The following is a 14559-nucleotide window of genomic DNA, read 5'->3' as shown; positions in this document are numbered from 1 at the left end:
TTCATCTCCCTTTATGAATTCCGACTTTTATAAAGTAAATAAATAAAATAAGGTGCACCAATCGCTGATGTAAATACCCCTGCTGGAATTTCAAGTGGTGTGAAAATTGTACGCCCAATTAAATCTGCAGCAAGTACTAGAATTGCACCGATAATCGCCGCAACTGGGAGCAATGCACCGTAGAAAGAGCCAACTAATCTTCGTGCAATATGAGGTGCCATTAAACCGACAAATCCAATTCCTCCTGCGAAAGCGACTGCTCCACCAATTAAAGCTGTACTAAGTAGTAACATGAATACGCGTGACTTCGTTAAAGGAACACCGAGTCCTACTGCTATATCATCCCCTAGCTCTTGTGCATTTAAATGTCTAGCAGCGATAAATGATATGATCGTTAAAATGAGAACCCAAGGCGCAAGTACCATAACATTTTGCCATGAAGAACCATAAACAGTACCTGTAATCCATACATTCGCTTGACTCGCTTGATAAATTGGGGCTAACAACATAAATAAAGTCGTTGCCGCTTTCGTTAATGCCCAAAATCCAACACCAATTAAAACAAGACTAATTGGTGATAACCCGTCATTTCTCCATGCAAATAAATATACAAAAAACGCAACAATTGTCGCACCAGCAAAAGCTGCGAGCGGCATATAATGAATGCTTACTGTTAGCGCATTGTTTTTATCACTAAATATCGCTAAAAAGAGTACTACTGCTACGCTTGCACCACCTGTGATTCCAATGATATCAGGAGAAGCAAGCGGATTACGAACGAGCCCTTGTAAAATACAACCCGCTACAGCAAGTGCGATTCCTACAAGGATTGCAATTAAAATACGCGGCATACGAAACTTATTTACAACCATATTTGACATTGCATCGCCATTTCCGGTAATCGCTTGCCATACATCATAAGGAGCAATTTTCATATCACCCATACCCGCACTGGCAAAAAATAACCCTATTAAAATAGCTAGTAAACTTAATAAGACTAGAACAGCTCGTTTATACATTAAAAACGAGAGCCCCTCTTTTCCTATACGAAACGGAATATACTTCTTCATTTGCCAAGCCCTCTCTTACGTGCAATATAAATAAAGAATGGGGCCCCGATAAATGCTGTCATAACCCCTACTGGTACTTCTTGTGGCATAATGACATATCTTGCTGCTATATCAGCCAAGATTAGTAGTATTGCACCTAACAACCCGCTATACGGTACTATCCACCTGTGATCTACCCCAACAAGAGCTCTTGCAAAATGAGGAGTAACGATGCCAATAAATCCAATTGGGCCAGCAACAGCAACTGAGCCACCTGACAACAGTACAATAATAAGTAATACTAATGATTTCATTAAAATAGTTCGTTGTCCGAGCCCCTTTGCGACATCTTCTCCCATCATTAATGTATTTACTTTCCCTGCCATCATAAGGGATGCAATCCAACCTACTAATAAGTATGGGAATACGGATTGTAATATTTCTAGCTTTCTCCCTTGTACAGATCCAGCAAGCCAAAATAACACTTCTTCAAGCGCTTTTTCATTTAATACAAGTAACCCTTGTGTTAATGATGAAAACAAAGCGCTTATCGCTACACCCGCTAATGTCAACTTGAGCGGGGTTGTCCCTTCTTTTCCTAAAGAACTAGAAGCGAATACTAGTACTGCTGCAACTGCCGTTCCTAAAAAGGCAATCCAAGTGAAAGCTGATAATGATGTAACGGAAAAAATCACAATTGCTACAACTATAAAAAAAGCAGCACCTGAATTTAATCCTATAAAATCTGGAGCAGCAAGCGGGTTCTTTGTTAAAGTTTGCATTAAACAACCCGCAATAGCTAAACTAGCACCAACACTAGCCGCAATTAACGCCCTTGGTAGACGCACATTTTGAATAATAATATGTTCATTTGAACCATTAAAATGGAAAAAAGCATCTAGCGCTAATTTCCAACTCGTATTTGTATATCCGAAAATAATACTTCCCCAAATACAAATAACGACTGCAATGATTCCAACAAATAATCCAATCCATTTTGCTTGATTTGTTTTTAATAACATGCAGCGTTTCCCCTTCAATGTATAATGATACGTTGTAAGTGTATTTCAACTTAATTCTCATTGTCAACGATAATGAGAACTATTTTCAGTAATATATATTGACAATCAACAGATAAAGGCTTAATATCATGCTTGCTATTGAAAAATATTCTCAACATGTAGGGGGTACATAATGAATTCCATGAAAAAGAAATCGTTTACAGTATTTGTATTATTACTAGCATTTTCACTCCTTTTAAGTGCTTGTGGAAAGCCAGATAACAAAGAAGAAACAACAAAAGATAATAAAAAAGAAACGATTACAGTTGAGCACGCAATGGGTAAAACAGAAGTTCCTGCCAATCCAAAACGTGTAGTTATTTTAACTAATGAAGGAACTGAAGCTTTACTTGAATTAGGTGTGAAACCGGTCGGTGCTGTAAAGTCTTGGACAGGTGACCCATGGTATCCGCATATTAAGGATAAAATGAAAGATGTAAAAGTTGTTGGTGATGAAGGACAAGTTAACGTTGAAACTATCGCTTCTTTAAAACCAGACTTAATTATCGGTAACAAAATGCGTCACGAAAAAGTGTACGAGCAACTAAAAGCAATCGCACCTACTGTTTTCTCTGAAACATTACGTGGTGAATGGAAAGATAACTTCAAATTTTATGCGAAAGCATTAAATAAAGAAAAAGAAGGTCAAAAAGTTTTAGCTGATTACGAATCACGTATGAAAGATTTAAAAGGCAAACTTGGCGATAAAGTAAATCAAGAAATTTCTATGGTACGTTTTATGCCTGGTGATGTTCGTATTTATCACGGTGATACATTCTCTGGCGTTATTTTAAAAGAACTTGGATTTAAACGTCCTGGAGATCAAAACAAAGATGATTTCGCAGAACGCAATGTATCTAAAGAGCGTATTTCTGCAATGGATGGCGATGTATTATTCTACTTCACATTCGATAAAGGAAATGAGAAAAAAGGATCTGAACTAGAAAAAGAGTATATAAACGATCCCCTATTCAAAAATTTAAATGCAGTGAAGAATGGTAAAGCATACAAAGTTGACGACGTTATTTGGAATACAGCAGGCGGTGTAATGGCTGCTAACTTACTACTAGACGACATTGAAAAACGCTTTATTAAATAATAAAAAAACCAGCTCCCCCTTTTATGGAGCTGGTTTTTTCATTTCACTGAAGTGTCACATTATTTCATTTTGTATTTTTATTCCCAATATGTTATATTATAAAAGTAAATACAGTGTATTTTCTCTATATCGGAATAGATATTTTAATCTAAATTTTCTGATTAATCACTATTTTACTTTCTTTTAGAATTCAATTACTACATTTGAAAACGCTTATTATCTCGTTTTCAGGGAAAAATACAATAACGGTTGAAGAAAAAATGAATTATTTCAGAAATTTTCTTTCTATTTCCATATAATTCTATTGACTTCTAAATATTTTGTGAATTAAAATAATTACATAAATATCCGTTATACAGGATTAGGGGGAAACAAACATGGATGCAGCTTTAAAATTAGAAAAAGCTGGAGAGCAACAATCACCAAAAAAACATCCACCAGGATTATATTTGTTGTTCTTTACAGAGGCATGGGAAAGATTTAGTTATTACGGAATGCGTGGCTTATTAGTTCTTTATTTAACAACGAGCTTAGTAAGCGGCGGTTTAGGATTTGATAAAGCAGTTGCTGTACAGATTTACGGTATTTTCACAATGTTAGTATATTTCACACCGATTATTGGTGGTTGGCTAACTGACCATTTCATTACGAAACGACACGCCATTACCATCGGCGGTATCATTATGGCACTTGGTAACTTTGTACTATTTTCAATGAACACTAAAACTGGACTATTCTTAGGCTTAGGATTATTAGTTATTGGTAACGGATTCTTCAAGCCAAATATTTCGACTTTATTAGGTCAATTATATAGCGAAAACGATTCTCGTCGTGATAGTGCCTTCACTATCTTCTACATGGGAATTAACTTAGGAGCTTTTATCGCTCCATTCATTTGCGGTTATTTCGCAGATTATAAATACGGATTCTTAACAGCTTGTATCGGTATGATCATTGGTCAGATTGCATTTAATACATTAGCACCTCGTTACTTAGGTTCAATCGGAACAACTGTTGTCGGAAAGAAATCTAAAGAAAACAATGCAAAAGTAATTGAGAAAAAACCTTTAACAGCACAAGAGAAAAAACGTACAGCTGCAATTTTAATTTTAACTTGTTTCGTTGTATTCTTCTGGGCAGGATTTGAACAAGCTGGTAGTTCTTTAACACTTTATACAGATAAATTCGTAGATCGTACAATTGGTGGATTTACAATTCCAACACCTTGGTTCCAATCTATAAACCCATTGTTCATTATCTTATTGGCATTACCTGTTTCTGCATTATGGATTAAACTTTCAAAAACAAAAAATGGTGATTTAAAAATCCCAACAAAAATGGCATTAGGTATGATTTTACTAGGGGTTGGATATTTAGTTCTAACTTTAGCTGTTTTAAAAACTGGTAGCGATGAAGGTAATATTGCAATGAAAGCAAACTTATTCTTCATTATCTTCACTTACATGTTCCATACAATTGGTGAATTATTCTTATCACCAATCGGATTATCTATGGTAAGTGCAATCGCTCCTCTTAAATTAGCTTCTTTATTAATGGGTGTATGGTTAGCTGGTACTGGATTTGCAAACTTATTAGCAGGACAATTAGCTGCTTTCACTCAATCTTTAGGATATTTAGAAGTATTCGCAAGCATCGGTGTTATCGTAATCGTGCTAGGATTAGTACTTCTTATGTTCTCTAAGAAAATTGCACATATGATGGAATAGCAAATAGAAAAGACGCTTCTACAATTAGAAGCGTCTTTTCTATTACCTCTCTTCTAAAGCCGTCACGTCCACGTGAACGCTCTCTCCTGGGTTGGATACGTCATACACTTGAGCACTCCCCTTCTGCTCATCACAGCTCTCAATCCATACGGGGACTCCCTCATATGTAACATCAATTTTACTTGAAGAAGATAATATCTGTTTCACACGTTTTACATCCATTATGTTATTCCTCCTTTGGCTTACAACACTCCTTTCTATCTTTTCATATCCCTTCAGAATATATTCCGTCAATTTAGCACTTCAACCGATAGTTTGTTTCTTTCTCACGCGCTAATATTTTCCTATTATTACATCCTTTCCAAATAAAAAAAGACGTATATTTCACACGTCTTCTTTCCATAATATTCAAAAATTAAGAAAATAATGTTTTTACTACTTCACTTACTTTATCGTTATGAATTTGATAGTACACTTCTAACCCGCGTCTCTCAAAGCGTACTACTTTATTTTGTTTTAATTTCGTTAAATGCTGTGAAACAGTTGATTGTGGAATTTCTAATACCTCTTGTAATTGTGTTACATTACATGTTCCACGCTGCATTAGTTCCATTACTAAACGTAGACGTAGCGGATGAGCTAATGCTCTTAACATCTGTACGTCTTCTTCTGAAATACGACAGTCAAATTGATTTTGGTTCATAAAGTTCCCCTCATTTTCGTTTTTTATTTTCTTTATTATTTATTTATATATCTGTTCTTATATTTCCTGTTACGACATAACTTTATCAACCTATAATGCTGAAAAATTTTTCCTCCTTTTATCAGCACACAGTTCAGGAAAAAATCCCTGCTGATTTTGAATATTATACTATATGATATAAAGAAAAAGCAAAACAAAGGGATAGTAATACTTTGCTTACAAATGTTGATTTATCAGCCTTTTTGTTATATTTTCACCTTACTGAAATGTACAGTAATGATATTGTAAAATATCGTCTATAATTGATAACTTATCGTAAAGTAATTTGACCATATTTAACCATTTTGTTACGATAAAAAGGAAATTTAAGTAAGGAGGATGATGTAATATTAAAAAATGGTTTATTATTATGTTAATTAGCATTGCGGTTGGCTGGACTATTATCGATCACTTCCTATTAGACAAAAAAGAAGATATAGCTTCAAAATCAAACATCCCAATTGGAACTGAAGTTGGCAATGTTGCCCTTGATTTCCTTCTGGAAACAACTACTGGTCAAGAAGTTCGCCTTACAGACTATAAAGGAAAAAAAGTAATATTGAATTTTTGGGCAAGTTGGTGTGGTCCATGCAAAATAGAAATGCCTGATATGGAAAAGTTTTATCATGATACTAAAAATATGGGGATTGAAATGGTCGCTGTAAATGCAACAGCTACTGAAAAAGACCCGAACGATGTAAAACAATTTCTTGAAGAAAACAAATATACATTCCCCGTCCTATTAGATCAAAAAGGACAGGCAAGTGCCGCATATCAAATCATCAGCATTCCAACATCTTTTGTCATCGATACAAACGGTATCATTCAATATAAGCATGTAGGACCAATGACATATGAAAAAATGAAAGAATATGTAAATAATTTATAAAAGCGTATTCAAATCAATTTGATTACGCTTTTTGTCCACTTTATGAACAAAGCGTTACTTTTAACACTATTATGGAATAATTATACTTTTTTACGTTGACAATAGTGTTGAAGGAGAATATACTAAGCATGTAAGTTGATTGTGAATAGTTTCACAAATAATGTGAATTTCTTCACATATAATAGATAGGAGTTGTCATTATTATGAGTACTTGGACACAAATTTATGACCCATTAAACAATATTTGGTTATCTGCACTAATCGCAGCACTTCCAATTTTCTGCTTCATCATTTGTTTAATGGGACTCAAAATGAAAAGTTATATCGCTGGTCTTTACAGTGTGATTGTCGCTATTATTCTTGCTATATTTGTTTATAAAATGCCAGCAACAGTAGCTGTAGCATCTGCCGGATTCGGTGTTTTATCTGGATTTTATCCAATTTGTACTATCGTTATTGCAGCGATTTTCCTTTACAAATTAACTGTTAAAACAGAGCAATTCAATATAATTCGTGATAGTATTTCTAGTATTACAAATGATCAACGTTTACAAGTATTATTAATCGCTTATTCTTTCGGTGCTTTCTTAGAAGGTGCGGCTGGCCTAGGTGTACCAGTTGCTATTACAGCTGCATTACTTGTAGGTATGGGCTTTAATCCATTAAAAGCAGCAGGTATTTGTTTAGTAGCAAATATCGCTGGTGGTGCTATGGGTGCTATGGGTATCCCAGTTACAGTACCTGCACAATTAACTCAATTAGATGCATTAACTATAGGTCGTCAAACTGTTCTTATTTTACCTTTCATTAGCATTATTTTACCTTTCTTACTCGTTTCAATGGTCGATGGAATTAAAGGTATTAAAGAAACTTGGCAAGGTATTCTTGTAAGTGGTGTTTCTTTCGCCATTACTCAGTTCCTTGTAACTTACTTCTTAGGTGCAGAACTTACTAATATTTTCGCAGCCGTTGTAAGTATGGTCTCTCTTGCATTATTCTTACGTGTTTGGCAACCAAAATCTTCTGCTAAAGAAGAAAAACAAGAAGAAAAAGAATCTCATACATTCAATCAAATTTTATATGCTTGGTCACCATTCGTATTCTTAACTGCATTCGTAACAGTCTTTAATTTAAAACCGATTAAAGCTTTATTTGCTCCGGATGGTCCGTTGGCAAACTTAGTATTTAACATTCAATTCCCTGGTCTTCATAATGCGGTTATGAAAACTGCACCAATTACAAAGGCTGATACACCTTTCGCAGCGATTTTCAAATTCGATGTATTCTCTTCTACAACTACTGCGATCGTACTAGCAATTATCGTTTCACTTATCGTTTACCGCGTAAAAGGTAAAATGGTTAAAGAATTACTGGTTGAAACAATGAAAGAATTAAAAGCTCCAGTATATACAATTTGTAGCGTTATCGCTTTAGCTTACGTAGAGAACTACTCTGGTATGTCATCTACACTTGGACTTGCATTCTCTTCTACTGGTAATGCATTCCCAGTTCTTTCTCCAATCTTAGGATGGATTGGCGTATTCATTACAGGATCAGTAGTATCAAGTGGTTCATTATTCGCACCGCTTCAAGCAGTAACTGCGGACCAATTAAACATCGTTCCTTCTACACTCGTTGCATTAAATGTAGTAGGTGGTACAATGGCAAAAATGGTTTCACCACAATCTGTAGCAGTTGCCTGTGCAGCAGTTGGACTAGTTGGTCAAGAATCTGCCTTATTTAAAACAGCAATGAAATACAGTTTAATCTTCTTAGCTGTTATTAGCTTACTTCAATTAAACGCTGTATTTAATATCTTCTAAAAAAAAGCACCGATCCAAATGGATCGGTGCTTTTTTCATTACATTTTTTTATCCCGCTATTTGTGGGAGTCGGGCTGCCCGTAAAAGCCCGATTGGTGAAGGCTAATAATCAGTGGGGATGGACACCCCCTACTGATTAAAGTTTCACTTTATTCTTTAATAAAGAAGCGCCAGCAATTTCAGGATGCGTCATTTCGTATGGATCCAAAATAATATCAAGCTCTTCTGCTGTAAGTACACCATGTTCTAAACATAACTCCCTAACAGATTTTCCTGTCGTAATTGCTTCACGTGCAATGCGCGAAGCTGCTTCATAACCAATATGAGGATTCACTGCTGTAATAACCCCAACACTTTTTTCAACATATTGCTTAAGCAACTCTTCATTCGCTGTAATTCCTTTAATACAATATTCACGGAATACACGGAATCCATTGTTCATAATACTGATGGATTGAATTAAATTAAATACTAATACAGGCTCCATTACATTTAACTCTAATTGCCCTGCTTCTGACGCTAAGCAAATTGTATGATCGTTTCCAATTACTTGGAAAGCAACTTGGTTAATTACTTCTGCCATAACTGGATTTACTTTACCTGGCATAATAGATGAGCCTGGTTGACGAGCTGGTAGTTGAATCTCCGCCAATCCAACACGTGGACCAGATGCCATAATACGAAGATCATTTGCAATTTTAGACATATTCATCATACATACTTTTAATGCTGCAGATACTTCTGTATATGCATCTGTGTTTTGCGTCGCGTCAACTAAGTGCTCTGCACCAACAAGAGGGAATCCACTAAAAGTTCGTAAATGCTTTACAACTTGCTCAATATAAGTTGGATTTGCATTTAATCCCGTACCGACAGCTGTCGCACCCATATTAACTTCGTATAAATGTTGACGAGACTGTTTAATTCTTTTTATATCACGCTCTAGCACTCTGCTATATGCTTCAAATTCTTGTCCAAGGCGAATTGGAACTGCATCTTGTAAATGTGTACGTCCCATTTTAATAACGTGATCAAACTCTTTTGCTTTATCATGAAAAGCAGAATGGAGTTTTTCCATTGTAACAAGAAGTTCTTCTAGCATCATAAGAGTTGCAATATGAATCCCAGTTGGGAACGCATCATTTGTTGATTGCGCCATGTTCACATGAGTGTTTGGGCTAATTTTCGCATATTCACCTTTTTCGTACCCCATACGTTCTAACGCTCTATTAGCAATTACTTCATTAGTATTCATATTAATTGAAGTCCCTGCCCCGCCCTGAATTGGGTCTACAATAAATTGATCATGGAACTTCCCATCCACAATTTCTTGTGCAGCTTCTGCAATTTCTTGTCCGATATCTTTAGCTAAGTAACCTGTATCTATATTCGCAAGCGCTGCCGCTTTTTTTACAATTGCCATTGCCGTAATGAGTGACGGATGAATGCGATATCCTGTAATCGGAAAGTTTTCTACGGCACGTAATGTTTGTACACCATAATAAGCTACACTCGGTACTTCCTTTTCACCTAAAAAATCTTTTTCTATACGTATATCCTTCGTTGCTACCATTTTTCATCACCTATACTTTTCATTCTAAATCCTTATCTAAAGAATTCGCTCTATAAAATACGAGTATCATTAAAAGAATTCTTCAGTATCCACCTTCACTATATAGTACCCTTTTTGAAAGCGCAAACATTTATTTTTCTATATATCCTTTTTATTAAAGTTTATATAATAGAAAAGCCATTCATTCTTCTACTTTCTTTATTTCAACTCGCTTAATTTGATGCATATCCTTTTCAAGAACTTTAAAAGAAAAGCCGTGTTTCTCAATAATATCTCCCTCAGCAACGATTTGCTCTTGTACCATAATCCAGCCACCAATTGTATCAACATCAGCAGCGACCAAGTGTATGCCAAATAAATCATTTACTTCGCTAATAAGTACTTTCCCCTCTACAATTTTACACATTTCACTTATATGTTCTATAGGTGGATTCTCATCTTCATCGTATTCATCTCGGATTTCTCCAACAATTTCTTCTAAAATATCTTCCAATGTAACAATCCCTGCTGTGCCACCATATTCATCATATAATACAGCTAATGGAATGCGTCTTCTTTGCATTTGCAATAGTAAATCATGGATTGCGATATTTTCTAACACTTCAATAACTGGACGTGTATATGGTGTAATCGAACACTCTTCATCTCGATTACCATCCATATAACGAATAAATAAGTCCTTTACATTAACCATCCCAATAATTTCATCTTTATCTTCACCCAATACTGGATATCTCGTATATTTTTCTTGTGCGATTACTTTAATATGTGTCTCAAACGGCTCATCTTCATATAAACCAACAACTTCAGTACGAGGTACCATGATTTCCTTTGCTACCCTGTTATCAAATTCAAAGATATTATTTACATATTTAAATTCAGTTTGATTAATCTCGCCACTCTCATAACTCTCAGACAAGATTAATCTTAGTTCCTCCTCTGAATGCGCAACTTCATGTTCAGAAGCCGGATGTAAGCCAAATAAGCCTGTTACAAATCGTGCAGAGCCATTTAAAGCCCAAATAAATGGATACATAACTCGGTAAAAATAAATAAGGGGCTTTGATAATAATAAGCTAACTTGCTCTGCTTTTTGGATTGCAAAAGTCTTTGGAGCTAGTTCACCAATTACAACATGTAAAAACGTAATAACTGCAAATGCAATAATAAATGAAACTGTACTTGCAATTGCAGGAGATACATCCAATTTTAAAAACAGAGGTTCGAGTAAATGTTTAATCGTCGGTTCTCCTAACCACCCGAGCCCTAAAGCAGTAATCGTAATTCCTAACTGACATGCCGATAAATATTCATCTAAATTTGAAGTTACTTTTTTAGCTGCCAATGCGCCTCGTCTTTTTTCACTAACGAGTTGATCGATACGACTGCTACGCACCTTTATAATTGCAAACTCTACAGCTACAAAGAAACCTGTTAGCGCAATAAGAACAGCTACCATCAATAATTTTAAAATATCCACATATGTCCTTTAGCTTTTCTTAGCTAAAGTTACACCTCCTTTAAAAAAGAAGTTTCACTTTAGTTTCTTCATTTACTTGAAAGCAACCCTATATAAAATTCACCAATTTTCAGCCCTCATACAATTCTAATGGCAAACCGTCAGGATCTTGGAAAAAGACAAATTTTTTTCCCGTTATCTCATCAATACGTATCAATTCCGTCTCAACATCGCATCGGTTTAAATGTTTAACAGCTTCTTCTATATCAGTAACCGCAAAAGCTAAATGTCTAAGTCCAGCAGCCTCTGGAAAGCTTGCGCGGTCAGGCGGACTTGGAAATGAAAATAATTCAATTTGATACTCTCCTCCTACACATAAATCTAACTTATAAGAATTTCGTTCCTTTCTATATACTTCATTCTTCACTTTGAAACCTAATATTCGTGTATAAAAATCCTTTGACACTTCATAATTTGAACAAATAATTGCAACGTGATGTACTCTACATATATTCATGATTCCTCTATTCCTCTCTTTACCAAACATGCATATTCTCACTTTAAATGAAAAACATATATATCAGAATATCTCTTTTAGGGGGCTTATTATGAAATTTATCACTTTTTTCGTTGGACTTATCGTTGTTTTTTTCCTTGCCTACATTGCTAGCAACAATAAAAAACACATTAAATTCAAACCAATTTTCATCATGATTATTATACAGTTAATTTTAGCCTATTTATTATTAAATACAGAAATTGGTCTCATACTTATTACGATAATTTCCAACCTGTTTACGAGGCTACTTGAGTATGCTGCCAGTGGTATAAACTTTGTATTTGGCGGTCTTGCAAATAAAGGGGAAATGCCATTTTTCCTTAACGTATTATTACCGATTGTCTTTATCTCCGTCTTAATCGGCATATTACAACATTTCAAAATACTACCATTCTTTATTCAGTGGATTGGTTTCTTTCTTAGTAAAATAAACGGTCTTGGGAAATTAGAATCTTACAACGCCATCGCTTCCGCTATTGTCGGCCAATCAGAAGTTTTTATTACGGTAAAAAAACAATTAGCCCAAATTCCAAAACATCGACTATATACACTTTGCGCCTCTGCTATGTCAACAGTATCTATGTCCATTGTCGGTGCCTATATGACAATGATCGAACCAAAATATGTAGTAACCGCACTCGTTCTCAATTTATTTAGTGGTTTTATTATCGTACTCATTATTAATCCTTACGACGTTAACGATGATGAAGACATTTTGGAAATAAAAGGGGAAAAACAAAGTTTCTTTGAAATGCTTGGAGAATACATTCTTGATGGTTTTCGCGTAGCAATTGTCGTCGGCGCTATGCTCATTGGATTCGTCGCATTAATTAGTTGCATTAATGACCTATTCCTCATTATATTCGGCATTACTTTCCAACAACTAATAGGCTATGTATTCGCCCCTATTGCATTTCTTATCGGCGTACCAAGTTCTGAGATTGTCACAGCTGGTAGCATTATGGCAACAAAGCTTGTGACAAATGAATTTGTAGCAATGATGGATCTTAGTAAAATTTCCAGCACTCTCTCTATCCGTACAGTTGGTATTATTTCTGTCTTCCTCGTTTCTTTTGCCAACTTTTCTTCCATTGGAATTATTTCCGGTGCGGTAAAAGGGTTAAACGAAGCACAAGGAAACGTCGTTGCACAATTTGGTTTAAAATTACTATACGGAGCTACTCTCGTCAGTATTTTATCTGCGATTATCGTAAGCATTATGCTTTAATTAGGTAAAATTTTATCATTTTCTTATCCCTGTCTTTTGTATACAATAACGAATAGGTGTCTTATAAAGTGAAACTTTAATCAGAGGGGGGCTATCCCCCACTGATTATTAGCCTTCACCAATCGGGCTTTTACGGGCAGTTATCTCCCACCTAACTTCCTTGCATTCGCTGGACTTTGAGGTGGGAGTTTTACTGCCCACAAATAGCGGAATAAATAATCAAGACATCTATTTTTTATACATGTACAATCGCTTTTATTTAGCGTAAAATATTTTTTATGTGTTTTAATACACCTAGATGTATACACTTTGATAGTTTTAAAGGAGAAAAAATGATGAAATCCGACATGAACAAAGATACTCGAGCCAAAAAAGGACGATTCAAGAAAAAACGTCTACTTTGGTTCCTTCTTATTCCATTACTGATTGTAGCACTTGGGACAGGAGGCTACTCCTTCCATATATACAGTAAAGCAAAATCTGTCTTAAGCAACGCCTATTCTGAACTCGGCCGAGGAGATAAATCCAGCAAACGTGAAAAGGCTGTTAAACCTATGACTGACAATATTTCTGTCCTAATTATGGGTGTTGATGAAAGTGATATCAGGGAAAAAGGTTACGGAAAAGCGACTCGTACAGATGCATTACTACTTGCAACAATTAATAAAAATGATAAATCTGTTAAACTGGTCAGCATTCCACGTGATTCACGCGTCTACATTAAATCACGTGATAAATATGATAAAATTACACATGCGCACGTATTTGGTGGTGTAGACAGCACAATTGATACAGTAGAAAACTTTTTAGATGTCCCAGTTGATTACTATGTAAAATTTAATTTCAAATCCTTTATCAAGATTGTTGATTCTCTAGGTGGTATAACTGTCGACGTTCCAGTTGAGTTCACAGAACAAAATAGTAGCGACGAGGCAGATGCTATTCACCTAAAAAAAGGGCGTCAACATTTAAATGGAGAAGAAGCACTTGCACTAGCGAGAACTCGTCATATCGACAGTGATTATATGCGTGGTCAACGACAACAACTTGTTTTAGAAGCTATTGCTGAAAAAGCACTGTCCCTTAATTCCATTAATAAAATCGGTGGCCTATTAGATGCTGTCGACAAAGACTTAAAAACAAATTTAACTTTCGATGATATGATGACGATTGCAAAAAATTCAATGGGTTCAGATTTAAAAATGGACAAAATGCAAGTAGAAGGTACTGACAAATATATAGGTGGTATTTATTATTACGTTCCAGACGAAAAAAGCGTCAATGATATATCGACAACCCTTCAAGAACATCTCGGTGTTACGAATAAAAATGAGCATAAAAAATTATAAT

Annotated in this window: 13 protein-coding genes; 6 read left to right on the top strand and 7 right to left on the bottom strand. The window is 35.3% G+C overall.

Going from position 1 to position 14559, the window contains the following annotated elements; genetic code table 11:
- Nucleotides 1-11: 11 nt before the first annotated feature.
- Nucleotides 12-1070, bottom strand: a complete 1059-nt coding sequence (locus tag QUF93_RS05500) for a FecCD family ABC transporter permease (RefSeq protein ID WP_289358087.1) — start codon at nucleotides 1068-1070, stop codon at nucleotides 12-14.
- Nucleotides 1067-2071 (bottom strand): FecCD family ABC transporter permease, encoded by a 1005-nt coding sequence (locus tag QUF93_RS05495; protein WP_289358086.1) that lies wholly within the window; start codon nucleotides 2069-2071, stop codon nucleotides 1067-1069. Before QUF93_RS05495 ends, QUF93_RS05500 begins: the two co-directional genes overlap by 4 nt.
- Before the next feature lie 172 nt (nucleotides 2072-2243).
- On the opposite strand from QUF93_RS05495, the gene QUF93_RS05490 reads away from it, so the two are divergent.
- Both QUF93_RS05490 and QUF93_RS05485 read left to right on the top strand, forming a co-directional pair.
- The gene (locus QUF93_RS05490) at nucleotides 2244-3209 is read left to right on the top strand and encodes an ABC transporter substrate-binding protein (protein ID WP_289358085.1); all 966 of its coding nucleotides are present in this window, start codon (nucleotides 2244-2246) and stop codon (nucleotides 3207-3209) included.
- A 377-nt stretch (nucleotides 3210-3586) separates the two neighbouring features.
- Complete coding sequence (locus QUF93_RS05485; RefSeq protein ID WP_289358084.1) at nucleotides 3587-4936, top strand: peptide MFS transporter; 1350 nt, start codon at nucleotides 3587-3589, stop codon at nucleotides 4934-4936.
- A 42-nt stretch (nucleotides 4937-4978) separates the two neighbouring features.
- Here QUF93_RS05485 and QUF93_RS05480 read toward each other — a convergent pair whose 3' ends face one another.
- Nucleotides 4979-5158 carry an acid-soluble spore protein H gene (locus QUF93_RS05480; RefSeq protein WP_289358083.1) on the bottom strand — a complete coding sequence of 60 codons (180 nt, stop codon included), beginning with the start codon at nucleotides 5156-5158 and terminating at the stop codon, nucleotides 4979-4981.
- A gap of 193 nt (nucleotides 5159-5351) precedes the next feature.
- Nucleotides 5352-5639 (bottom strand): ArsR/SmtB family transcription factor, encoded by a 288-nt coding sequence (locus QUF93_RS05475; protein ID WP_001075217.1) that lies wholly within the window; start codon nucleotides 5637-5639, stop codon nucleotides 5352-5354.
- Nucleotides 5640-6048: 409 nt separating this feature from the next.
- Here QUF93_RS05475 and QUF93_RS05470 point away from each other — a divergent pair, with 409 nt between their 5' ends.
- A complete protein-coding gene (locus tag QUF93_RS05470; RefSeq protein WP_289358082.1) occupies nucleotides 6049-6567 on the top strand; it encodes a TlpA disulfide reductase family protein in 519 nt (172 codons plus the stop codon).
- A 203-nt stretch (nucleotides 6568-6770) separates the two neighbouring features.
- Nucleotides 6771-8390: an L-lactate permease gene (locus QUF93_RS05465; RefSeq protein WP_289358081.1), complete on the top strand. Its 1620-nt coding sequence runs from the start codon at nucleotides 6771-6773 to the stop codon at nucleotides 8388-8390.
- 136 nt (nucleotides 8391-8526) lie between these two features.
- Here the strand turns inward: QUF93_RS05465 and aspA are convergent, their stop codons facing one another.
- The 3 genes from aspA to gloA2 form a co-directional block, all read right to left on the bottom strand.
- On the bottom strand, nucleotides 8527-9963 hold the full coding sequence (gene aspA, locus QUF93_RS05460) for an aspartate ammonia-lyase (RefSeq protein WP_289358080.1): 1437 nt from the start codon (nucleotides 9961-9963) through the stop codon (nucleotides 8527-8529).
- 181 nt (nucleotides 9964-10144) lie between these two features.
- On the bottom strand, nucleotides 10145-11443 hold the full coding sequence (locus tag QUF93_RS05455) for a hemolysin family protein (protein ID WP_289358079.1): 1299 nt from the start codon (nucleotides 11441-11443) through the stop codon (nucleotides 10145-10147).
- 109 nt (nucleotides 11444-11552) lie between these two features.
- Nucleotides 11553-11939, bottom strand: a complete 387-nt coding sequence (gene gloA2, locus QUF93_RS05450; protein ID WP_289358078.1) for an SMU1112c/YaeR family gloxylase I-like metalloprotein — start codon at nucleotides 11937-11939, stop codon at nucleotides 11553-11555.
- Nucleotides 11940-12030: 91 nt separating this feature from the next.
- Between gloA2 and QUF93_RS05445 the strand changes: the two genes are divergently transcribed.
- Both QUF93_RS05445 and QUF93_RS05440 read left to right on the top strand, forming a co-directional pair.
- Nucleotides 12031-13209 (top strand): NupC/NupG family nucleoside CNT transporter, encoded by a 1179-nt coding sequence (locus tag QUF93_RS05445; RefSeq protein ID WP_289358077.1) that lies wholly within the window; start codon nucleotides 12031-12033, stop codon nucleotides 13207-13209.
- Between the two features lie 332 nt (nucleotides 13210-13541).
- A complete protein-coding gene (locus QUF93_RS05440; protein WP_289358076.1) occupies nucleotides 13542-14558 on the top strand; it encodes an LCP family protein in 1017 nt (338 codons plus the stop codon).
- Nucleotide 14559: the final 1 nt, after the last annotated feature.

This window comes from Bacillus hominis (assembly GCF_030348325.1).
GTDB lineage: Bacteria > Bacillota > Bacilli > Bacillales > Bacillaceae_G > Bacillus_A > Bacillus_A hominis.
The sequence above is the reverse complement of the archived record's forward strand: the minus strand, read 5'-3'. Positions and strand labels throughout refer to the sequence as shown.

Excerpts from the sequence above, each read along its gene's own strand:
- QUF93_RS05465 (WP_289358081.1), top strand. The coding sequence starts at position 6,771 with ATGAGTACTTGGACACAAATTTATGACCCATTAAACAATATTTGGTTA.
- aspA (WP_289358080.1), bottom strand. The coding sequence starts at position 9,963 with ATGGTAGCAACGAAGGATATACGTATAGAAAAAGATTTTTTAGGTGAA.
- QUF93_RS05470 (WP_289358082.1), top strand. The coding sequence starts at position 6,049 with ATGTTAATTAGCATTGCGGTTGGCTGGACTATTATCGATCACTTCCTA.
- QUF93_RS05490 (WP_289358085.1), top strand. The coding sequence starts at position 2,244 with ATGAATTCCATGAAAAAGAAATCGTTTACAGTATTTGTATTATTACTA.
- QUF93_RS05445 (WP_289358077.1), top strand. The coding sequence starts at position 12,031 with ATGAAATTTATCACTTTTTTCGTTGGACTTATCGTTGTTTTTTTCCTT.
- gloA2 (WP_289358078.1), bottom strand. The coding sequence starts at position 11,939 with ATGAATATATGTAGAGTACATCACGTTGCAATTATTTGTTCAAATTAT.
- QUF93_RS05500 (WP_289358087.1), bottom strand. The coding sequence starts at position 1,070 with ATGAAGAAGTATATTCCGTTTCGTATAGGAAAAGAGGGGCTCTCGTTT.
- QUF93_RS05475 (WP_001075217.1), bottom strand. The coding sequence starts at position 5,639 with ATGAACCAAAATCAATTTGACTGTCGTATTTCAGAAGAAGACGTACAG.
- QUF93_RS05485 (WP_289358084.1), top strand. The coding sequence starts at position 3,587 with ATGGATGCAGCTTTAAAATTAGAAAAAGCTGGAGAGCAACAATCACCA.
- QUF93_RS05440 (WP_289358076.1), top strand. The coding sequence starts at position 13,542 with ATGATGAAATCCGACATGAACAAAGATACTCGAGCCAAAAAAGGACGA.
- QUF93_RS05480 (WP_289358083.1), bottom strand. The coding sequence starts at position 5,158 with ATGGATGTAAAACGTGTGAAACAGATATTATCTTCTTCAAGTAAAATT.
- QUF93_RS05495 (WP_289358086.1), bottom strand. The coding sequence starts at position 2,071 with ATGTTATTAAAAACAAATCAAGCAAAATGGATTGGATTATTTGTTGGA.